Origin of the sequence: Actinokineospora inagensis DSM 44258, assembly GCF_000482865.1 — a bacterium.
Classification (GTDB): Bacteria; Actinomycetota; Actinomycetes; order Mycobacteriales; family Pseudonocardiaceae; genus Actinokineospora; species Actinokineospora inagensis.
Window position 1 is genome coordinate 77,168 of record NZ_AXWW01000021.1, and the last position, 21,195, is coordinate 98,362.

Annotated in this window: 17 protein-coding genes; 8 read left to right on the forward strand and 9 right to left on the reverse strand. The window is 71.5% G+C overall.

All coding sequences use genetic code 11. The annotated features are described in order from the left end of the window. Nucleotides 1-233 precede the first annotated feature (233 nt). From purH to H504_RS0108860, 8 genes are all read right to left on the reverse strand, one after another. Nucleotides 234-1,814 carry a bifunctional phosphoribosylaminoimidazolecarboxamide formyltransferase/IMP cyclohydrolase gene (purH, locus tag H504_RS0108825; protein ID WP_026422485.1) on the reverse strand — a complete coding sequence of 527 codons (1,581 nt, stop codon included), beginning with the start codon at nucleotides 1,812-1,814 and terminating at the stop codon, nucleotides 234-236. After that, nucleotides 1,811-2,440, reverse strand: coding sequence for a phosphoribosylglycinamide formyltransferase (gene purN, locus H504_RS0108830; RefSeq protein WP_026422486.1), 630 nt, complete (start codon nucleotides 2,438-2,440; stop codon nucleotides 1,811-1,813). Before purN ends, purH begins: the two co-directional genes overlap by 4 nt. 64 nt (nucleotides 2,441-2,504) lie before the next feature. Beyond that, a complete protein-coding gene (locus H504_RS42935; protein ID WP_051385635.1) occupies nucleotides 2,505-3,884 on the reverse strand; it encodes a cell division protein PerM in 1,380 nt (459 codons plus the stop codon). 139 nt (nucleotides 3,885-4,023) lie between these two features. After that, nucleotides 4,024-4,683, reverse strand: coding sequence for a DUF5336 domain-containing protein (locus H504_RS0108840; RefSeq protein WP_026422488.1), 660 nt, complete (start codon nucleotides 4,681-4,683; stop codon nucleotides 4,024-4,026). 168 nt (nucleotides 4,684-4,851) lie between these two features. Beyond that, entirely contained in the window at nucleotides 4,852-5,742 is an 891-nt protein-coding gene (sucD, locus tag H504_RS0108845) for a succinate--CoA ligase subunit alpha (RefSeq protein WP_026422489.1), read from the reverse strand. Between the two features lie 2 nt (nucleotides 5,743-5,744). Next, nucleotides 5,745-6,914, reverse strand: a complete 1,170-nt coding sequence (sucC, locus tag H504_RS0108850; protein ID WP_026422490.1) for an ADP-forming succinate--CoA ligase subunit beta — start codon at nucleotides 6,912-6,914, stop codon at nucleotides 5,745-5,747. A 118-nt stretch (nucleotides 6,915-7,032) separates the two neighbouring features. Continuing rightward, nucleotides 7,033-7,335: a hypothetical protein gene (locus H504_RS34010; RefSeq protein ID WP_169735359.1), complete on the reverse strand. Its 303-nt coding sequence runs from the start codon at nucleotides 7,333-7,335 to the stop codon at nucleotides 7,033-7,035. After that, nucleotides 7,332-9,035 carry a hypothetical protein gene (locus H504_RS0108860; protein ID WP_157440291.1) on the reverse strand — a complete coding sequence of 568 codons (1,704 nt, stop codon included), beginning with the start codon at nucleotides 9,033-9,035 and terminating at the stop codon, nucleotides 7,332-7,334. The genes H504_RS34010 and H504_RS0108860 overlap by 4 nt, the downstream gene beginning before the upstream one ends. 532 nt (nucleotides 9,036-9,567) lie before the next feature. Between H504_RS0108860 and H504_RS0108865 the strand changes: the two genes are divergently transcribed. Continuing rightward, a complete protein-coding gene (locus H504_RS0108865) occupies nucleotides 9,568-10,380 on the forward strand; it encodes a M23 family metallopeptidase (RefSeq protein ID WP_026422492.1) in 813 nt (270 codons plus the stop codon). Nucleotides 10,381-11,873: 1,493 nt separating this feature from the next. Then, nucleotides 11,874-12,989 carry a serine hydrolase domain-containing protein gene (locus H504_RS0108870; protein WP_245614131.1) on the forward strand — a complete coding sequence of 372 codons (1,116 nt, stop codon included), beginning with the start codon at nucleotides 11,874-11,876 and terminating at the stop codon, nucleotides 12,987-12,989. On the opposite strand, the gene pcrA is transcribed toward H504_RS0108870, so the two are convergent. Continuing rightward, nucleotides 12,986-15,364 carry a DNA helicase PcrA gene (pcrA, locus tag H504_RS0108875; protein ID WP_026422494.1) on the reverse strand — a complete coding sequence of 793 codons (2,379 nt, stop codon included), beginning with the start codon at nucleotides 15,362-15,364 and terminating at the stop codon, nucleotides 12,986-12,988. The two genes, H504_RS0108870 and pcrA, sit on opposite strands and share 4 nt — an antisense overlap. Before the next feature lie 266 nt (nucleotides 15,365-15,630). Here pcrA and H504_RS0108880 point away from each other — a divergent pair, with 266 nt between their 5' ends. From H504_RS0108880 to H504_RS34015, 6 genes are all read left to right on the forward strand, one after another. Further along, nucleotides 15,631-15,936, forward strand: coding sequence for a chorismate mutase (locus H504_RS0108880; protein ID WP_026422495.1), 306 nt, complete (start codon nucleotides 15,631-15,633; stop codon nucleotides 15,934-15,936). Between the two features lie 184 nt (nucleotides 15,937-16,120). Next, nucleotides 16,121-16,429: a hypothetical protein gene (locus H504_RS0108885; RefSeq protein WP_026422496.1), complete on the forward strand. Its 309-nt coding sequence runs from the start codon at nucleotides 16,121-16,123 to the stop codon at nucleotides 16,427-16,429. A gap of 119 nt (nucleotides 16,430-16,548) precedes the next feature. Next, nucleotides 16,549-17,277 (forward strand): PIG-L deacetylase family protein, encoded by a 729-nt coding sequence (locus H504_RS0108890; protein ID WP_035303728.1) that lies wholly within the window; start codon nucleotides 16,549-16,551, stop codon nucleotides 17,275-17,277. A 30-nt stretch (nucleotides 17,278-17,307) separates the two neighbouring features. Continuing rightward, the gene (locus H504_RS0108895) at nucleotides 17,308-18,276 is read left to right on the forward strand and encodes a hypothetical protein (protein WP_026422498.1); all 969 of its coding nucleotides are present in this window, start codon (nucleotides 17,308-17,310) and stop codon (nucleotides 18,274-18,276) included. A gap of 320 nt (nucleotides 18,277-18,596) precedes the next feature. Further along, entirely contained in the window at nucleotides 18,597-19,589 is a 993-nt protein-coding gene (locus H504_RS0108900) for a hypothetical protein (RefSeq protein WP_157440293.1), read from the forward strand. A gap of 228 nt (nucleotides 19,590-19,817) precedes the next feature. Beyond that, the gene (locus H504_RS34015; protein WP_035303730.1) at nucleotides 19,818-21,185 is read left to right on the forward strand and encodes a serine/threonine-protein kinase; all 1,368 of its coding nucleotides are present in this window, start codon (nucleotides 19,818-19,820) and stop codon (nucleotides 21,183-21,185) included. The last annotated feature ends 10 nt before the right edge of the window (nucleotides 21,186-21,195 follow it).

Consider the following 21,195-nt stretch of genomic DNA (forward strand, 5'->3'; position numbering starts at 1 on the left):
GCCACCCCCACGGTCGCAGCACGCGCGCCGCTCATTTCGCGCGCGATGCGAGCCGTGGGGGAGACGGCGGTCGTGACGGTCGGCCTCGACTCCGGCCATCACCTCGAACATCTGTTCGATGTCTGAAGAATACCCCAGCCGCGCCCCATGTCAAACCAGTACACACAGGACTTGTGGACAAGCCCCAAACGCCAGGAGGGGGCCGCCGAAGCGACCCCCTCCTGGAACGGTAACTAGTGCGCGAAGTGCCGGGTCCCGGTCAGGTACACCGTCACCCCGGCCGCCTCCGCCGCGGCCAGGACCTCCGGGTCGCGGACCGAGCCGCCCGGTTGGACGATGGCGCGGACTCCCGCGTCCGTCAGCACTTCCAGCCCGTCCGGGAACGGGAAGAAGGCGTCCGAGGCGGCGACCGAGCCCTTCACGCGGTCGCCCGCGCGGGCTACCGCGAGGCGGGCGGCGTCGACGCGGTTGACCTGGCCCATGCCCGCGCCGACGGTGGCGCCGTCGCGGGCGAGGAGGATGGCGTTGGACTTGACGGCGCGGCAGGCCCGCCAGGCGAAGACCAGGTCGGCGCGGGTGGCCTCGTCGACCGGTTCGCCCGTGGCGAGGGTCCAGTTGTCGGGGTTGTCGCCGTCGGCGTCGATCGTGTCGATGGTCTGGATGAGCACGCCGCCGGTGATGGGGCGCAGTTCGGCGCCCGCGCGGCGGGGCGGCTCGGCGACCAGGATGCGCAGGTTCTTCTTGCGGGCCAGCACTTCCACCGCGCCGTCGGCGTAGCCGGGGGCGATGACGACCTCGGTGAAGATCTCCGCGACCTGCTCGGCCATGGCGACGCTGACCTCGCGGTTGGCGGCGATGACCCCGCCGAACGCGCTGGTCGGGTCGCAGGCGTGCGCGTTGCGGTGCGCCTCCGCGATGTCCACATCGGATACCGCGATGCCGCACGGGTTGGCGTGCTTGATGATCGCGACGCAGGCGGCGGTGTGGTCGTGGGCCGCGCGCCAGGCGGCGTCGGCGTCGACGTAGTTGTTGTACGACATGTCCTTGCCGTGCAACTTGGTCGCGGTGGCGAGACCGGTGGAGCCGTCGCCCTGGATGTACAGGGCCGCGCTCTGGTGCGGGTTCTCGCCGTACCGCAGCACGGCGCCGCGCTGCCAGGTGGCGCCGACCCAGCCGGGGAAACCGGAGCCCTCGTCGTCGGGGGCGAGCACGTTGCCGATCCAAGACGCGACCGCGACGTCATAAGAGGCGGTGTGGCGGTACGCGGCCGCGGCCAGCGACTGCCTGTCGGCCAGGGTGAACCCGCCCGCGCCGACCTGCTCCAGCAACCACTTGTACCGCGACGGGTCGACGACGACGGCGACGTTCGCGTGGTTCTTCGCCGCCGCGCGGACCATGGCGGGCCCGCCGATGTCGATCTGCTCCACGCACTCGTCCGGCGACGCGCCGGAGGCGACCGTCTTGACGAACGGGTACAGGTTGACCACGAGCAGGTCGAACGGGGCGATCTCCAACTGGTCGAGCTGCGCCACGTGCGCCGGGTCGCGCAGGTCGGCCAGCAGCCCGGCGTGCACCCGCGGGTGCAGCGTCTTGACCCGGCCGCCGAGCGACTCGGGGAACCCGGTGACCTCCTCGACCGGCGTCACCGGCACCCCGGCGTCGGCGATGGTCTTGGCGGTCCCGCCGGTGGAGACGATCTCCACCCCGGCCGCGTGCAGACCGGTGGCCAGCTCAAGCAGGCCGGTCTTGTCCGACACGCCGATCAGCGCGCGGCGGATCGGCCGCCGCTGCTCGGCCCCAGCGGATTCGGTCACGGGATGCTCACCTTTCGTCCGTCCACGGTGTAGCCCTGCGCGGCCAGCCCGCCGACCACGTCGACCAGCAGCCGCCGCTCCACCGCCTTGATGCGTTCGTGCAGGCCCGGCTCGTCGTCACCGGGTTCGACCGGGACGGGTTCCTGGGCGATGATCGGTCCGGTGTCCACGCCGCCGTCGATCAGGTGCACGGTGGCGCCGGTGACCCGCACCCCGTGGGCGATGGCGTCGCGGACCGGGTGCGCGCCGGGGAACGACGGCAGCAGCGCCGGGTGCGTGTTGATCAGCCGCCCGCCGAAGCGGTCCAGGAACGCCGGGCCGGTGATCTTCATGAAGCCCGCCGACACGACCAGGTCCGGTTCGTGCGCGGCGACGGCCTCGGTCAGCGCCACGTCCCAGGCGGCCCGGTCGGCGTGGTCGCGGGTGCGGACGGTGAACGTCGGCACGTCCGCGCGCTCGGCCCTGGCCAGCCCCTCGATCTTGCCGCGGTCGGCGCCGACGGCGACCACGCGGGCCGGGTACGCCGGGTCGGTGCCCGCGTCGAGCAGGGCTTGCAGCAGGGTGCCCGATCCGGAGACCAGGACGACGACCCTGGCCGCTGCGGTCGGTGGGTACTGGGTGCTCAGCGTTGTCTCCTGCGACGGCGGGGACGGTGTGCGCCCAGCGTAGGCCGTGCGTAGTCGATCTTGCTCAGCGCCCCGCGGGTGGCTCTCCGGCGTCCTCCGCCTGGTCAGCCCCGGGGTCCTCGGCGGAGTCGGCGGGGGAATCCACCGGGGAATCCGCCCGCTCGTCCGGGGTGTCCGGGTCCTCGTCCGATTCGTCTTCGGTGTCTTCGACGTCTTCGATGTCGTAGTCCTCGTCGTCCGCCGCCTCGGGCTCGACATCGGGTTCGACATCGGGCTCGACCGGGAACTCGGGTCGCGGCCCGGTCAGCCACGCGACCAGCCCGCCCGGCACCGAGACCCAGACCACCAGCGCCAGCGACAGCCACGCCGCGCGCATGTCCAGCGGGTGGAACGGGCCGCCGCCCAGTGCCCCGCCCGCCGAGCCGCCGAGCACCGCGAACGCCAGCGCCACCACGACCGACGCCACCGCCACCGCCCGCAGCCGAAACCGCGGCGACTCGCTGACGTCCCGCAGCACCCACCCGACCAGCGCGCCGACGGCGGCGGGCAGCGCGAACAGCAGGAACCACCACGGCGCGGAGTGCTCAGGCAGCGCGCCCAGCAGCGGCAGCGGCGGCACCGGTCCACCCGCGAAGTCCACAGGGGACACCACGACCGAGCCGAGCGAGAACCCCGGTCCGGCCGCGAACCCCGTCGCCGCCACCACCGCGTTCGGCAGGTATCCCAGCGACAGCAACAACATCCCGATTCCGCCGCCGAGGCCTTCGACCGCGAAGAGGTTCTTCACCGTCGAGAAAGACAACAACAACGACACCGTCAGCACGAACGCGCCGGTGGCCACCAACGCCACCACCGCGAGCACGCCCGCGCGCAAACCGCGCAACGCCACGGCGTCCATCCGCTCCGAAAGCAGGTGGGACAAACCGGCTCGGGGCAGCACACCGACCGCGGAAGCCAGACCGGACAACAAAGCCGGGTAGTACAGGCCCGCCATCGGATCCACCGAGATCTTCCCGCCGGACCCCAACAACGCGACGGCCAGTCCCACCGCCGCGTGCGTCCCGGCGATGGCCAGCACGACCTGACCGCCCTCGCGCGGCGTCACCACGTCCAATCGGTCGGCCGCGGCCACGGCGGTGCGCCAGACCAGCACCAGCACCAGCAGCGTCGGCAGCAGCGGCAACGCGCCCAGTTCGTGGCCCTCGATCCGCACCGGCACCTGGTAAGCGGCCAGCCAGCCAGGCACCGCGGCCGCCAGCACGCCGTGCGTGGTGAACAACGCGCGCGCGGCGATGGCCGTGACCAGCGCCAACACCGCCGCCACGGCCGCGTACCCGGTCAGCAGCGGCCCCAGCGCGGCGACCACCAGCACCCGCGCCCGGATCGACCGGGGCACGAACACCGGGTCTTCCTCGACGGCCTCCAACAGGTCGGTGCGCGGCATGGCCCCCACTCTGACAGCCGACCCGCACCGGACGGGGCAGGCACGCCGCCATCCACCGATCCGGTGAAAAACCCCCGGGAACGCGATCGGGCGGGACGGCCGGGTGGCCGTCCCGCCCGATCGGCGGTCTGTGGTCAGTTCACTGCGGGTACCCGCCGGGCGGCGTGCCCGGGTTCTGCTGCGGCTGGCCGAACTGGCCCTGCTGGGGGGCGAACGTGGTCTGCGAGCCCGGCTGGACCGGCGGCTGCGGCTGGCCGTAGCCCGGCTGCTGGAACTGGCCGGACGGCGGGTTGTAGCCACCGGGCTGACCGAAGTGGCCGTGGTGCTGCTGCGGCGCCGGGGGCTTGAGCACCCCGGCCTCGAACAGGTACGCCACCACGGCGGCGATCGCCTGGAGCAGGCCGAAGATCAGCACCATGATGCCGCCGGCCTTGAGGTCGCCGGGGAAGGTGAACACGGTGAACAGGAACGCCAGCGTCGCGCTGAGCACCACCGCGACCGACGGCAACCCGACCTTCTTGTCCCCGGCGAGCACGGCGGGCAGCGCCAGCAGACCACCGGCGAACAGCAGCGCGGTCACCCAGCCGAAGCCGCTCTCGTAGAAGCTGTAGCCCGCGCTGATCGGGGCGAAGCCCAGGAACAGGTTCAACGCGCCGAGCCCGATGACCACGAGGTGCAGGGTCTGCGCCAGGGTGAACTTGCTGCCAACCGGTCCCGGCGGCGGTCCGAACCCCTGCGGCGGCTGTGGCTGCGGTTGTCCCGGCCCCGGGTATCCGCCCGGCGCACCTGGGTAGGTCATCGCGTGCTCTCCTCAGCGACGAAGAAACTTCAGAGCCAACGAAAACGCTAGCCCATCCCTTGACCGTTCGACGTCCGCCGGTCCGCACCGGTTCCCGAACGGGTGAAAACGGGCGTGGGGCCGGACGCTACACCAGCGCCCGGCCCCACGCCCGAACAACCACTCCCGCTACCCGCGGGCGGCGAACAGCTCCCTGGCCAGCGCGGCGGTTTCGGACGGCGTCTTGCCGACCTTCACCCCAGCGGCCTCCAGGGCCTCCTTCTTCGCCTGCGCGGTGCCCGCCGAGCCGGACACGATGGCGCCCGCGTGGCCCATCGTCTTGCCCTCGGGGGCGGTGAAGCCCGCGACGTAGCCGACGACCGGCTTGGTCACGTTCTCCTGGATGAACGCCGCGGCCCGCTCCTCGGCGTCGCCACCGATCTCGCCGATCATCACGATCAGCTCGGTCTCCGGGTCCGCCTCGAACGCGGCCAGCGCGTCGATGTGGGTGGTGCCGATGATCGGGTCGCCGCCGATGCCGACCGCGGACGAGAAGCCGATGTCGCGCAGCTCGTACATCATCTGGTAGGTCAGCGTGCCCGACTTGGACACCAGGCCGATCTTGCCGGGGCCGGTGATGTCGGCCGGGATGATGCCCGCGTTCGACTTCCCGGGGGAGATCAGGCCGGGGCAGTTCGGGCCGATGATCCTGGTCTTGTTGCCGGTCGCGACCGCGTGCGCCCAGAAGTACGCGCTGTCGTGCACCGGGATGCCCTCGGTGATCACCACGGCCAGGCCGATGCCCGCGTCGATCGCCTCCAGCACGGCGTCCTTGGCGAACTTCGGCGGCACGAAGATGACCGTCACGTCCGCGCCGGTCTCGGCGATGGCCTCGGCCACGGTGGCGAACACCGGCAGCGACTGGCCCTCGATCTCGACCTTGGTGCCCGCCTTGCGCGGGTTCACCCCGCCGACGATGGTCGTGCCGGACTTGAGCATCCGCGCGGTGTGCTTGCTGCCCTCGGACCCGGTGATGCCCTGGACGATGACCTTGGAGTTCTCGTTGAGGAAGATCGCCATGATCAGATACCCGCCGCAGCCAGCTCGGCGGCCTTGTCGGCCGCGTTGTCCATAGTGTCGACGACCGTCACCAACGGGTGGTTGGCCTCGGCGAGGATGCGCCGACCCTCGTCGACGTTGTTGCCGTCCAGCCGGACGACCAGCGGCTTGGTGGCCTCGTCGCCCAGGATGCCCAGCGCGGACACGATGCCGTTGGCGACCGCGTCGCAGGCGGTGATGCCGCCGAAGACGTTGACGAACACCGACTTCACGTCCGGGTCGCCCAGGATGATGTGCAGCCCGTTGGCCATCACCTCGGCCGAGGCGCCGCCGCCGATGTCCAGGAAGTTCGCGGGCTTGACGCCCTTGTGCTTCTCGCCCGCGTAGGCCACCACGTCCAGGGTGGACATGACCAGGCCCGCGCCGTTGCCGATGATGCCGACCTGGCCGTCGAGCTTGACGTAGTTGAGGTCCTTGGCCTTGGCCGCCGCCTCCAGCGGGTCCTCGGCCTCCTGGTCGACCAGGTCCGCGTGCGCGGGCTGGCGGAACCCGGCGTTCTCGTCCAGGGTGACCTTGCCGTCCAGCGCGATGATCCGGTCCTGCGGGTCGCGGACCAGCGGGTTCACCTCGACCAGGGTCGCGTCCTCGGCGACGAAGGTCTCCCACAGCTTGACGATGACCTCGGCGGCCTGGTCCGCGACCGGCGCCGGGATCTTCGCCGCGGCCGCGATCTCCTTGGCGGTGGCCAGGTCCACGCCCTTGATGGCGTCGACCGGGATCTTCGCCAGCGCGTCCGGGCGCTCGACGGCGAGCTGCTCGATCTCCATGCCGCCCTCGGCGGAGGCCATCGCCAGGAAGGTCCGGTTGGCCCGGTCGAGCAGGAACGAGAAGTAGTACTCCTCGGCGATGTCGGACGCGACGGTTACCAGCACCCTGCGGGTGATGTGGCCCTTGATGTCCAGGCCGAGGATCGCCTCGGCCTTGTCCTTGGCCTCGTCCGGGGTCTCGGCGAGCTTGACGCCGCCCGCCTTGCCCCGGCCACCGGTCTTGACCTGGGCCTTGATCACGACGGTCTGACCGAGGGCCGCCGCGTGGTCGCGGGCTTCCTCGGCGGTCTGGGCCACGTGACCCGGCAGGACCGGGACCCCGTGGGCGGCGAAGAGGTCCTTCGCCTGGTACTCGTACAGGTCCACTCGACAGTCTCCTGACTTACGGTGTCGACGTGCTGCTGTGGGACGTCCGCGCGGTCGGACGACACGGAACCCTAGCGACGTGGGATGGGGCTTGACACTTCGCACCCGGTGAGGTCCGTCACGACCGGTGGTGAGCTCGCTCACCGGCCGTGTCGACGACCCAGGCGGCGATCCGCAGCACGTCGACTACGGCCACCTCCGCGGCGCCATTGTCGGCCAACAGCCCGGTGATCGCCTCGGCGGGGCCGGTCGCGCCGATCACGTCCGCGTCCTCCTGGACCGCGGCGGACACGAGCGCGGCCGGGTCGGTGCCGTCCACGACGACCACCTCGGCGCCAAGGTCACGCAGTTCCCGGGCGATTGCGGGCTCTGCGACACCGAGGACCACCCGCACTGCTCGCCGTATTTCCGGCTGCCTCACTTCCGGCTCAACACCATCAGGCCGGACACGACGAGCGCGGCGGCGCAGGCGATCGAGAGCCACAACCCCGGTCCCGGGGCCGAACCGGCGGCCCTGGCGGCCGTCAGCGGGTACTCCAGCGCGTGCACGGCGACCAGCCCGGCGCAGCCGAGCAGCAGCGCGCCCGCCCGGTTCGGCCGCGCGACCGGCGTCATCGCGACCGAGGCGAGCACGGTGATCAGGGCCAGCAGCAACCCGAGCGAGGCCAGCCGGAAGTCCGACCAGATCCCCGGCGCCACCAACCCGGCCGCTTTCACCGTCGGCAGCCCGAACGCCCCGATCGAGAGCAGCCCGGCGGCGGTGAGCGGCGCGACCAGCACGACGTCCAGCGGCCGTTCGTCCTCCGGCTCGGTCCGCTCCGCGTTGCCCGCGAGCAGGACGGCCCCGGTCGCCGCCAACGCGAACACCCCGGCGGCGGCGGTGAACCACACCCCGACCCCGGGGTGCACCACCGACTGGATCCCGGTCGCGGTGACCACGGCGTCCAAAGTGGATAGACCGGCCAGCGGGATCGCGACCAGTGCCGCCGCCAACGCGGGTCGGACCGCCGCCGCGGAGCGGGTGATCACCAGCGGGACGGCGACGAGGACCACCAAGATCCCCGCCGGGTAGAACAGCCGACTGGAGTACGTCTCCGGCTGGTCGATCCCGTCCACGACCAACAACGTGCTCGACGCCGCCGCGACGCCCGCCAGCCCGGTCAGGGCGCCGAGCACCCCGGCCACCCGGTGCGCCTTGACGGTCGGATCAACCTGGACCGCTTTCGCCGACAGCCACACCACGGCCGCCAACCCGACCACGCTCGCCACCGCGATGTACGGCCCGGGTGCCGCGCCGAGCAGGTCGACGCCCAGCCCCGCCACGATCTGCGGAACCGCGACCGCGGCGACCCCCAGCGCCCCGCCGAGGACCACCCCGCGCGCCACCGACGGCCTCGGCGACCCGGCCGCCACCATCGCCACCACCGCGCCGAGGCCGGTGGCCAGGAACGCCAGCCGCAACAACCCGGGACTGTCGATCACGTCATCGGCGAGCACGAACGCGTTGCCGGAAGTAAAAGGGGAAAGCTGCAGGCCGAACGCGGCGACGACACCGGCGGTGATCCCGAGCAGGGCCATCCGGGTCCGGGGCCGCTCGTCCTCGTCGAACTCGGCCGCGTAGGGCGTCCCGTGCGGTGCGCCCGCCCGGTTCTTCGCCAACACGCCCGCCGCGATGAGCAGGACGTGGCCCGCGAGCAGTAGCCACAGGCCGAGGCCCGCCCTGAGCGGTGCGAGGCTCGTCGGCACCATGAGCTCCGGCCGGGACACGACCAGCGGGTCGACCAGGATCTGCAGGTCCGCCAACAACCGGCCGGGCTCGATGAGCGCGGCACCGGCCAGGACGTTCGCGCCCAACGCCGCCCGCCCCGCCGCCGCGAACGCCACGGCGACGGTGACCGGCAGGAGGGTCAGCGCCACCAGCAACGGCAGCGCCCCGAAACCGGCCGTGGGCTGGCCTGCCACGACACCGGCCGCGATGCCGGTGATCCCGGCAACAGCCCCTGCCGCGGCCAGGCCGAACGCCAGCCGCACCCGCACCGGGCTCTCCCGCCAACCAACCCGCGCCAAGCTGTGTGCGACAGCCACGTCGGCGGGGGGCGGGGTGGTGGTCCGCGAAGTCATCGCGGGCAACGCTAGCAACCCCGGCCCCGCCGCGCGGGCCGGCAGGCCCACGGTGCCCGAGCCCACTGCTCCCCCGGCGCTCAGGTCGAGGGTGGCTCGGGTTTGGGGTGCGTGTCACGCGTGTGGGTGAAGGTGAAGGTAACGCTATGTGTTACCGGCGGCGTGACCTGCGGAAGAGATGAAGACGCGCGACAACAAAATGGGTTGCCACTCGGATGGTTGATTGCTGGGAGACCCAGCTCACACTATGGGCGTGATGTCGCGCTAACTTTGTGTAGTAGGCGCTGGCTGCGGCGGTGACGGCGTATGCCGTCCGACATGAACCGGGTGAGTGATGTTGCCCGCGAAGCTGCCGCGCCGTTACTGTCCCCGGGTCCGTTGTCACGGTCCGGTCACGAATAGGGCAGGGATGGCATCCACCGTGGAAGCCGCCCCAGCCGGGTCCCCCGCCCGGTGCTCCACACCGCAAGGCTCGTCCCCCGCGAGCCGGTGTCCATCGCGACCGGGCTCCCCGAAGGCGGAAGGCTGGGTCTTGTCCCGATATCGCACCACCGGCGAACAACAGTTCGCCGGGCTCGACGAGGCTTTGGAACGCGGCGCCCGCCGCGCGAAGGGCGCTCACCGGATCGCCCCACCGTCATCCGCGCTGCGCGGACGGGTGGTCGTCGCCGCTGTCGCCGTCGGCGCGTTCGCCGCGGCCGCCGCCGGTCAGACGATCCAGGCGGCATCCGGTGGTTCGGCCGCGGCGGACGAGATCGTCCCGCTCTCCGGCGCCCGCCAGGCCTCCGCCGCGATCGGCGTCGGTGGCGACTCGCAGGCCACCCCCGAGCCGCTGGCGATGGACAGCGAGGACGACGGCACCGTCGAGGCCCAGAAGATGGCCACGACCGAACGCCTCAGCCAGGCCCTCGACAAGCGCGCCGCCGACCTCAAGGCACAGCAGGACGAAGCGGCCCGACCCAAGTACGTGAAGCCCGCGATGGGCACCTTCACCTCCGGCTTCGGCGCCCGCTGGGGCGTCACCCACTACGGCGTCGACATCGCCAACAGCATCGGCACCCCCATCGTCGCCGTCGCCGACGGCGTGGTCATCGAAGCCGGACCGGCCAGCGGCTTCGGCCTCTGGGTCCGCATCCAGCACCCCGACGGCACCATCTCCGTCTACGGCCACATGAACGACTTCGTCGTCCACGAAGGCCAGCAGGTCAAAGCGGGCCAGCTCATCGCCCACATCGGCAACCGCGGCCAGTCCACCGGCCCCCACCTGCACTTCGAAATCTGGGACGCCGGCGGCCGCAAGATGAACCCACAGCCCTGGCTCGCCGACCGCGGCATCGTCCTGTAACCACCGCTTTCCGTCGCTTCGGCAGTCCTGGCGTGAACCCGCCAGCCCTGGTTGGGCGCACCGCTCGGACTCACGCTCGTGTTCAGTTGTGCCACGGCGGCGGTTTGCTCCCCGGTCGCCCGATTCGGTCTCGGCTGGGTGTCCGTCGCCATCCGAAGCGGGCGTTCCCGATGCCGCGGTGATCCCCTTCCTGTGCGATACCAAGCACCGGCCCCGGGTTTCCCGAGGCCCGATCCGCCTAAACCACTCGTCACCCGACCGTGCCCGCGCACAGCGCCCCCACCGGCTCCGCGCCCCCTTAAGTTCGCGCGCGGTGTCCACCGTCCGCGCCATCGTGCCCGCGCATAGTGCCCACCGCCTTAATTTGCGCACAGTGCCCTCCGCGCCCCTTGTTTGCGCACAGCGCCCACCGTCTGCGCCCCTTTGTTTGCGCACGGCGCCCACCGTCTGCGCCCCTTTGTTTGCACGCAGCGCCCAGCGTTCGCGCTACCTTGTTTGTCGCAGTGCCTTACCGCCCCCCGCGCCACCTTGGTCCGCGTGCAGTGCCGCACCGCCCCGCGCCACCTTGGTCGAGTTGTCCACATCCCATCCGGCCACCCACAGCCCACCACGCCCGGTCCTGTCGATCATGGACAACCGGTAGACTGGCCTCGGGGACGCCCCCCGGGAAGGGTGGGGGCTGGGTTGCGGGTGGAGGGTTGTGCGGCAGGCACGGCCTCTCGTTGATCACGTGGTTGTTGAGCCCGTAATCCTCAAGGATGTCGTGCCCGCCGTGTCGCGATCCCCAATCCCGACCGCTTCGGCCAAGCTGCCTCCTGGCCGTTGAACCTTCATCCGGCTGTTGAACATGCGCCCGACTGTTGATCCTTCACCGGCCGCTTAGCCTTCACCCGACCATCGAGCCCTCGCCCGGTCGCTGAGCCTTCATCCGATCGCTGAGCATGCGCCTGGCTGTTGAGCCTTCACCCGGCCGTCGAGCTTTCGCCCGGTCGCTGAGCCTTCATCCGATCGCTGAGCATGCGCCCGACTGTTGAGCCTTCACCGGCTGTTGAGCCTTCATCCGGCCGTCGAGCCTTCGCCCGGTCGCTGATCCTTCGCCCGGTGGCCGATTTCCCAAGGCCCGGTCCGCCTGAACCGCCGCCATCCGACCGTGCCCGGTGCCCCGCCATCCGGTGCCACTCGGTCGAGTTGTCCACATCCCCTGCAGCCGCCCACAGCCCACAGCGCCCGACCCTGTTGATCACGGGTGGCCGGTAGACTGGCCTCGGGGACGCCCCCCGGGAAGGGTGGGGGCTGGGTTGGGGGCGGTGGGTGCGGCTTGCGCGAGAGGTGGCGCCTCTATTGGCCGTGTGACATGCACGAAGAACTGCTGCGGATCTCGGCTTCTGGCGGTCGCTGGGCGACTGCGAATGAGCTTTGTTCCTACCGCGTTGGGCGGAGCAACTAGGTTGGCGGGCATGGATCAGGCAGGGGTGGCGCGGCATCGGGCGGTTATGGCCAGGCACGTTGAGAGTGGTGCGGTGCCGGGGCTGATCACGGTTGTCGAGCACGGGGGTGATACGGCGATGACGGTGTTGGGGGAGTGTGCGCCGGATACGATTTTTCGGGTTTCGTCCATGAGCAAGCCGGTGGTGGCGGCTGGGGCGATGGTGCTCGTTGAGGACTGTGTGTTGCGGCTGGACGACCCGGTCGACGATCTGTTGCCGGAGTTGGCGGGGCGGCGGGTTTTGCGTGAACTCGGCAGCGAACTGGATGACACGGTGCCTGCCGAGCGGGCGATCACGGTGCGTCACCTCATGAACTCCACCTTCGGCCACGGCATGATCATGGCGGCGCCGGGGACCTACCCGGTTCAGGCTGCCCTCGCCGATGCCGGGTTTCCGCCTGGGCCGCCGCAGCCCGCGGCCACGCCGGGGGGCGATGAGGTGATGCGGGCGCTCGGCACCCTTCCGCTGCTGTCCCAGCCGGGCGAAAGGTGGTGGTACAACACGGCTTACGACGTGCTGGGGGTGCTCGTCGAGCGGGCGTCGGGGCAGCGGCTTGACGACTTTCTCGGTGAGCGGGTCTTCGGGCCGCTCGGCATGGTGGACACCGGGTTCCACGTTCCGGCTGATCAACTCGACCGGCTGGCCGTCGCCTATTCGAACACGGAGAGTGGCGAACGGGCTGTCTACGACCCGCGGGACGGGCAGTGGAGCACGCCGCCCGCGTTCCAGTCCGGCGCGGGTGGGTTGGTGTCGACGGCGGCCGACTACCTCGCTTTCGCGCGCATGCTGCGTGACGGCGGGCAGGGGGTCCTCACCCGGCTGTCCGTCCGCACCATGACGACCGACCAGCTCACCCCGCGGCAGAAGGCGGGCGGTGGTCTGGTCGACGGCTTCTTCGACACCTTCGGCTGGGGCTTCGGCGGGAGCGTCGTCACCAGGCAGGACCACGCGCACAAGGTGCCCGGTCGGTTCGGCTGGGAGGGCGGCCTCGGCACGTCCGCGCAGATCAGCCAGGCCGAGGACATGATCACGCTGCTGTTCACCCAGCAGGCGTGGTCGTCCCCGGCCGGACCGAAGGTCTACTCCGACTTCCTGACCTCGGCCTACCTGGTCAACCGCTAGAGCTTCACCATCGGCACGCTGCCGATCAGCATCAGCCGGATCGTGCCGGACGAGCCGAAGTCGATGGTGGCCGTCGCCCGTGGGCCCTGCCCGTCGGCGGCGACCACCGTGCCCAGCCCGTACTTGTCGTGGTTGACCCTGTCGCCGACCGACAGCGACAACGAGGGCGTGTCCTGCCAGCCCTTGCCCGGCGCGCCGCGCAACCGGCTCGCCTGCACGGACTCGCTGGACCGACCGCCCCACGTGGTCGCCCGCGCGGGTGCCGACCGCTCCGGGCCGACCCGCCGCCAGTCCAGCAGGTCGGGCGGGATCTCGTCGAAGAACCGGGACGCCGGGTTGGTCATCGGCTGACCCCAGGCCGACCGGACCAACGCGCGGGACAGGTACAGCCGCTCCCGCGCGCGGGTGATGCCCACGTAAGCGAGCCTGCGTTCCTCGGCCAGTTCGACCGGGTCGCTCAGCGCGCGCATGTGCGGGAAGATCCCGTCCTCCCAGCCGGTGGCGAACACGACCGGGTACTCCAGGCCCTTCGCGGTGTGCAGCGTCATCAGGGTGACCAGACCACCGGACTCGTCCGCGTCGGGCACCGAGTCGGCGTCGGCGACCAGGGACACCCGCTCCAGGAACGCGGCCAGCGTCCCGGCGGCCGGGCCGGTCTGCTCGACCGGGGCGATCCCCTCCGGCACGTCGTCCGGCAGCGCGATCTCGGGGGCCTCGGTGAACTCGCGGGCCACCGTGACCAGCTCGTTCAGGTTCTCCAGCCGGGACGCGTCCTGCGGGTCGTCGCTGGCCTCCAACTCGGCGCGGTAGCCGGTCTGGTCGAGCACCGCGTCGAGCACCTCGGCCACGTCCTGCCCGTCGTCGACGAACCGGCGCAGCCCGTCGACCAGTTCGACGAACCCGGAGACGGCCCGCTGCGAGCGCGGGTTCAGCATCGGGACCTTGCCCTCGGTGGCCGCGCGCAGCGCCGCGGCGAACGAGACCCGCTCGCGGTCGGCGTAGGCGGACACGCACGCCTCGGCCCGCTCGCCGATGCCGCGCTTGGGCACGTTCAAGATCCGGCGCAGGCTGACCGTGTCGTCCGGGTTGGCCAGCACCCGCAGGTACGCCAGGGCGTCGCGGATCTCCCGGCGCTCGTAGAACCGGACGCCGCCGACCACCCGGTACGGCAGGCCGAGCCGGATGAAGATCTCCTCGAACACCCGGGACTGGTTGTTGGTCCGGTAGAACACGGCGACGTCGCTGTTGTTGGCCACGCCCGAGTCGACCAGCCGGTCGATCTCGCGGGCGACGAACCCGGCCTCGTCGTGCTCGTTGTCGCCGACGTAGGCGACGATCTTCTCGCCGTCGCCCATGGCGGTCCACAGCCGCTTGTCCCTGCGGTTCGGGTTCCGCGCGATGACGGCGTTGGCGGCGGTCAGGATGTTCTGCGTCGACCGGTAGTTCTGTTCGAGCAAGACGGTCGTGGCGTCCGGGTAGTCCCGTTCGAACTCGACGATGTTGCGGATCGTGGCGCCGCGGAACGCGTAGATCGACTGGTCCGCGTCGCCGACCACGCACAGCTCGGCGGGTGGCAACCCGTCGTCGCCCTTGCCGACCAGCTCGCGCACCAGGGTGTACTGCGCGTGGTTGGTGTCCTGGTACTCGTCGACCAGTACGTGCCGGAACCGGCGGTGGTAGTACTCGGCGACGTCCGGGAAGGCCTGCAGCAGCCCGACCGTCTTCATGATCAGGTCGTCGAAGTCCATCGCGTTGGCCTGCGCCAACCGGCGCTGGTACTCGCCGTACACCTCGGCGACCCGGCGCTCCAGGTCGTTGGCCGCGTTCCGCGCCGCCGTCTCCGCGTCGACCAGTTCGTTCTTCAGGTTCGAGATGTGCACCGACAGCGTCCGCGCCGGGTACCGCTTCGGGTCCAGGTCGAGGTCGCGGGCGACCAGGGTGAGCAGCCGCCGCGAGTCGTCGGCGTCGTAGATGGAGAACCCCGAGGTCAGGCCGAGCGTCTTGGCGTCCCGGCGGAGCACCCGCACGCACATCGAGTGGAAGGTGGACACCCACATGGCGTTGGCCCGGCGGCCGACCAGGTCGGCGACCCGCTCCTTCATCTCGGCGGCGGCCTTGTTGGTGAAGGTGATCGCCATGACCTGGCCGGGGTGCACCTGCCGCTCGGCGAGCAGGTAGGCGATCCGCCTGGTCAACACCCGGGTCTTGCCGGAGCCCGCGCCCGCGACCACCAGCAGCGGCGTCCCGGCGTGCTCGACGGCCCGGCGTTGCGGGTCGTTCAGGTCGTCGAGCAGGGCGGCCACGCGGTGGGGTCGGGTTCGGGTTTGACCGGGACTGCTGCCGGGCTGGGCGGGGAGGTCGAAGAGAGCTTCCATCGTGCCGTCAACGGTACCGCCAGGCACCGACACCCCTGTGTCGCGCATCGCGGTACCCCGGTAATTCCGCGAACCGCTCGACCGCCGCCGCGACCGTGTGCGAGACTCGACGAGTGCTGACCTGCTACGAGTTTTTCTACGGGAACCGGACTCCGGCTCCCGTCGTGGTGTAAGGCGCACAGCAGACCACAACGAAGCCCCGAGTCCACGGACCCGGGGCTTTCGCTGTTCGGGGACGTGAACCTGGTGCGAGACCACCGAGGATGATGATGAGCCCGATAACGGAGAACAAGGTCGAGTCCGACAAGCCGGGTGTGGAACTGCCCGCGCCCGAAGAAGTAGCCGAGCTGCGCAAGGAGATCGACACCCTGGACCAGGAGATCCTCCGCCTGGTCAAGCGGCGGGCCGAGGTGTCCAGGGCGATCGGCGCGTCCAGGATGGCCGCGGGCGGACCGCGGATCGTGGTGAACCGCGAGATGGACGTGCTCGCCCGCTACCGCGAACTGGGACCGGCGGGCCGCACCCTGGCCATGGCCCTGCTCGACCTCGGCCGGGGAAAACTGGGCCGGTAGCCGCCACGGGGCCAAGTGCCCAAGCCCGTGTGCGAACTCTTCACCCCTGGTGGCGGCGGCCTGCTCGCCAGGTCGGGAACGGTGCCGGGTGGGGAAGAGGGGGCGGGTGGCGGGAGGAATAGGCAGGGACATCTAGGGGGAATCCCCCATTTGTGGCGGGCCGAACTGGGGCAGACTGGGGACCATGCTCGATCTCATCGCGGTCCTCGTCGCCATCGTCGCCCTGGTGGCCGCTCTCGGCCACGTCGGATATCTGGCGCTGCTGAACTCGGCGGCGCGCAAACGCGGGGTGAGCGGCAGTCCGGTCGCCCAGTACGTGCGGAGCCGGTGGCCGGTCGCGGGTGTCACCACGGCCGGTGCCGCGCTCGCCTTCCTGCTCACCAGCGGCGGCGGGTTCGCCGACGTGCTGGCCATCCTGATCGCGGCGGGCTCCGGCACGGTCGCTGGCCAGTCGCTGTCCACCACGATGACCCGGTACCGCTCCGACCGCTAGGTCGAACATGAACCGAGCGGGGAGTCGCTTCCCGCTGTTTCGCTCGAAGGAGTGGCGCGGTTCGGGCGATCTCGGCTGACCGATGTCACGCCTAGCGACCGCTTAGTCTTCTGCGCGTGATGGGAGCCACTCCACGCGAGGACGTGCGCCGGGCCCTGGTGGTCTGCGCGCACCCCGACGACGTCGACTTCGGGGCGGCGGGCACGGTCGCGAGCTGGACCGCCGCCGGGATCGAGGTCACCTACTGCCTGGCGACCCGGGGCGAGGCCAGCGGCGACGGCAGCCGCCCGCGCGCCGAGGTGGGCGCGATCCGCCAGGGCGAGCAGTTGCATGCCGCCGACACCCTCGGGGTCGGCGAGGTCGTCTTCCTGGACCACCCGGACGGCGCGGTCGAGCCGAGCCTGGCGCTGCGCCGCGACCTGGCCAGGGTGATCCGCCGGGTCCGCCCGGACCGGGTGCTCACCTGGTCACCGGAGATCAACTGGGACCACGTGCCCACCGCGCACCCGGACCACCGCGCGGTCGGGACGGCCACCTTCGCCGCGGTCTACCCGGACGCGCGCAACCCCAACGCCTTCCCGGAGCTGCTCGCCGACGAGCACCTGGCCCCGTGGACGGTGGCCGAGCTGTGGCTGGCCGACGGCCCGTCGCTGCTGCGCAACCACGCGGTCGACACCACCGAGTTCTTCGACCTGCGGATGGCCGCGTTGCGCTGCCACGTGTCCCAGGTCGGCGACAAGCCGGACCTGGTGGACCGGTTGCGCGGCCACTTCGCCGACACCGCGGCCCGCTACGGGCTGCCCCGGGGTCGGCTGGCCGAGGAGTTCCAGGTCGTCGCCACCGGCTGAGCGCTGGGCAGAGAGGAGTTCGCAGCAGACATGGCCGGCGACACCGACGAGGGCAAGCACCGGGTCCACCGCCGCGCGCGGGGAGCCCGGCTGCCGGGCGCGCGCTCGCGCAGCGGGCCCGCGCGCGCGGGCAACGACACCGCCGACACCGCCGACACCGATGTGCTGCCGGTGATCGGCGCGATGGTGCGGGTGGACCGGCCCGCGACCGGGTTGGCGAAGTTCGACCTGGGCAGCATCCCGGCGTCGGTGACCCCGCCCCGGTCGTGGCGGCGGGCGGCGTGGTTCGCGGTGACCTCGGCGATGCTGGTGGTGATCGGCCTCGTGTACGCGGCGGCGACCCTGATGACCAGCCCGCGCAGGCCGGACGTGATCGAGGCGTTGCCGGTGCCCAGCCAGGTCCCGCCGCGCCCGATGACCGGCCCGCCGACCGACTTCGCACTGCCCGCGCCCGAGGTCCCGTCCCGGCCCGCCACCACGACGACCGCCGACCCGGCCCCGGGCAGCGCCGCGCCTGCCCCGCCCGCCGAGCAGTCCCCGCGGTCGGGTGCCGCGCAGCCGGGGTCGGCGGCGATCGGCCCGGTCACCACCGACTCGCGGCCGGGCGCGTTCTTCGAACCGGACACCGGGGTGCCCGCGCCGAGCGCGGCCGTCCGCAGCACGGTGCTCACCCCGATGCTGGTCGTCCCCGCCAACGACCCCGGCACCATGGGCGACCGCACCGAGGCGTACTACCGGGACGTGGTCGCCGACCCGACCGCCGCGTACGCGTTGACCTCGGGGCAACTGCGCAGGCAGGGCCAAGAGCAGATCCAGCGCCGCTACGCCGACGTGCGCCGGGTGGATGTAGAGCAGATCGTGATCGACCCGACCCGCGCGCGCACCCGGTCGGTGGTCAAGGTCACCCGCAAGGACGGCAGCGTCACTACCGAGCAACGTGAACTGACTTTCTCCTACGGCACCGACCCGCGCATCACCGCCGAGAAGTCCACCGGTTAGCGCGTACCCGCACGCCGTTGCCCCGGCAAGAACCGATCAAGGACTAGACGGCCTCGTCCAGTGGTTTTCCGGTGGACCGTGGTCCGGCATGATGGATCCGGTGGGGCCCCATGATGGGCCGCCTGGTCGTGATCGTTGCGCCGATCGCACCCGACTCAGCGGGATTCGGTCGGAGCCGTGGGTCATGACTGCGCTATTCGAGTGAATATCGGCACTGGGTATCGCCTCGATCGGGTGATGCGCCGAGAAAGAGTGGTGTGAGCACCCGGCAACAGGGTACGAGTGGCCCCGACGAGCGACTCAGGCGGAGGACAGCGGCAGTGGATCGTCCGGCGACCGGTAGGCGGCGGGTGCGCTCCGGGTCGGTTCGGGTGGCCGAACTGATGGAGCGCCAGCCCGCGCCGTCCGTTGTCGACACCGCGACGATGCCCCGCGTGTCACTCGACCAGGTGGGTGATCCAGCGCCCGCCGTCGATGCCGTCGAGCCGGTCGACCCGACCAAGGCCATCGAGACCACCAAGGCCGTCGAGGTCGCCGAGACCGCAGAGACCACGAAGACCGCAGAGACCACGAAGACCGCAGAGACCACCGAGATCGTGCCGGTCGTCGAACCGGCGCACACCGTGGCGGGCGACGGCGCGGAGGTCGGGCACCCGGCCTCGCGGGCCGCCCGGTTGGCCAAGCTCACCGGGATGGGTGTGGCTGTCATCACCCTGTGCGGTGCGGTCGCCGCGGCCACCGTCATCGCCCGCGACCGGGACTCGGCGAAGACCGGCGCGCACGTCGGCAGCCAGATCACCGGCGAGCAGGCGCTGCTGCCGCACCGGCTGGGTCAGGTCGTCACCGGCAAGGACGACGTCGCCGCCCGCATGTTGCCGCCGGTCACCGGCGCCGCCTCGGCCAGCTTCAGCCCGCCGACCACCACGACCGCCGCCGACCCGGGTTGGCGGCGCGGCCGGTACGACGACACGAGCCCCGCCCGGTCCGACCAGGTCGGCAGGCGGACGGTCACCTCCAGTCGAGAGCTGGTGCTGGACTACTACCAGTTGGTCGAGGTGAACCCGCGCTCGGCGTTCGAGCTGATCGCGGGCGACGACCTGGGCACCTCGCTGGCCGAGTTCCTCGGCTCGTGGGCCGATGTGACGCACATCGACGTGCTGGACGTGACCGAGCGGCGGGACGGGGTGCTCGCGGTGATCCGGATTCACCTGTCCGATGGGGTCCACCTGCGGGTGCAGCAGCTACTGACGGTCACAAACACCGCGCCGCAGCAGATCGTCGGAGCCAAGCTCGTGTCCGTGCAACTGGACTGAAGGTCTGGATCTCCCCCGATAGGGGGTACGATTGTGACAGTATGTAGCCGTTCTCGGGGTCGTCCGCGTGGTGGTGGGACTGCGTTCGTGCGCGCTGCGTGAACGCCTAGCCTGAGGTGGTCGGCCAACCCCGGGTCCGAGCCGGTGCCGGGGTGCCCGGTGGCGCGCGACCGCGCCGATGACGAACAGCCCGCGCGGCCATCGCGGGCAAGGGAGGTTCCGGTCGGGATGAGCGACGAGGACCGGCTGGTCGCCGGGCGCTACCGGCTGGAGCGGCGCATCGGCAGCGGTGCCATGGGCGTGGTCTGGCAGGGCGTCGACGAGCGGCTGAGCCGCACGGTCGCGGTGAAGAAGCTGTTGCTGCCGCCGGGCCTGCCCGAGGACGAGGCCGAGGAGGCGGTGGCCCGCTGCAAGCGCGAGGGCCGCATCGCCGCCCGGCTGCACCACCCGAACGCGATCGCGGTCTTCGACGTCGTCGACGAGGACGGCGTGCCCTGCCTGATCATGGAGTACCTGCCGTCGGTGAGCCTGGCGGTCGCGCTGTCCGAGCGCGGCCCGCTGCAGCCGGAGGAGGTCGCCAGGATCGGCACCCAGGTGGCGGCCGCGCTGGCCGCCGCGCACGCGGTCGGGATCGTGCACCGCGACATCAAGCCGGGCAACATCCTGCTCGGCGACGACGGCTCGGTGAAGATCACCGACTTCGGCATCTCCCGGGCCACCGACGACGTGACCGTCACCAAGACCGGTCTGATCGCGGGCACCCCGGCCTACCTGGCACCCGAGGTCGCCGTCGGCCGCGACCCGTCCGCCGCCTCCGACGTGTTCTCGCTCGGGTCCACCCTCTACGCCGCGACCGAGGGCGAGCCGCCGTTCGGGCTGTCGGAGAACACGCTCGGCCTGCTGCACTCGGTCGCCTCCGGCAAGATCAACCCACCGGTGCAGTCCGGCCCGCTGACCGACGTGCTGGTCGCGCTGCTGGCCTCCGACGTCACCGAGCGGCCCAGCGCCGCCAAGGCCCGCGACATGCTCGCCGCCGTCGCCCGCGGTGAGGACCCGGACGTGCCCGCGGTGACCCCGGTCATCGCCGACGCGCGCACCCGGCTGGTGGCCAACCCGGCCGCCGACCCGACCGCCCTGGTCGGCCGCACCGCCCGCACCGGGACCAGCAGGCCGGTCTCCGGCAGGCAGTCCCCGGTCGCCCCGCCGCCGCTGCCGCCGCGCTCGCGGATGCCGCTGGTGGTCGCCGGGGTCGGCCTCGCCGCCATCCTGGCGGTCGGTACCTTCTTCATCCTCAACGGCAAGAGCGGCACCGACAAGGTGGACAACCCGGGCTCGATCAACACCCCGCAGAGCACCGTGGTCATGCCGACCACCAGCGCCGAGCCCTCCGAGGTCGAGCACACCACCAAGCCGGTCGTGCCCACCTCGGCCCAGCCGCGCCAGACGACCACCCCGCCACCGACGACCACCACGGTCGAGCCCACCACCACGACCCCGACGAAGACGACGGTGACGACCACGACCACCGCCACCCCGACCACCACGACGACCACCCAGGGCAACAACACGACCTCGAGCCCGACACCCTCCCCCTGAGCCAGGAGTC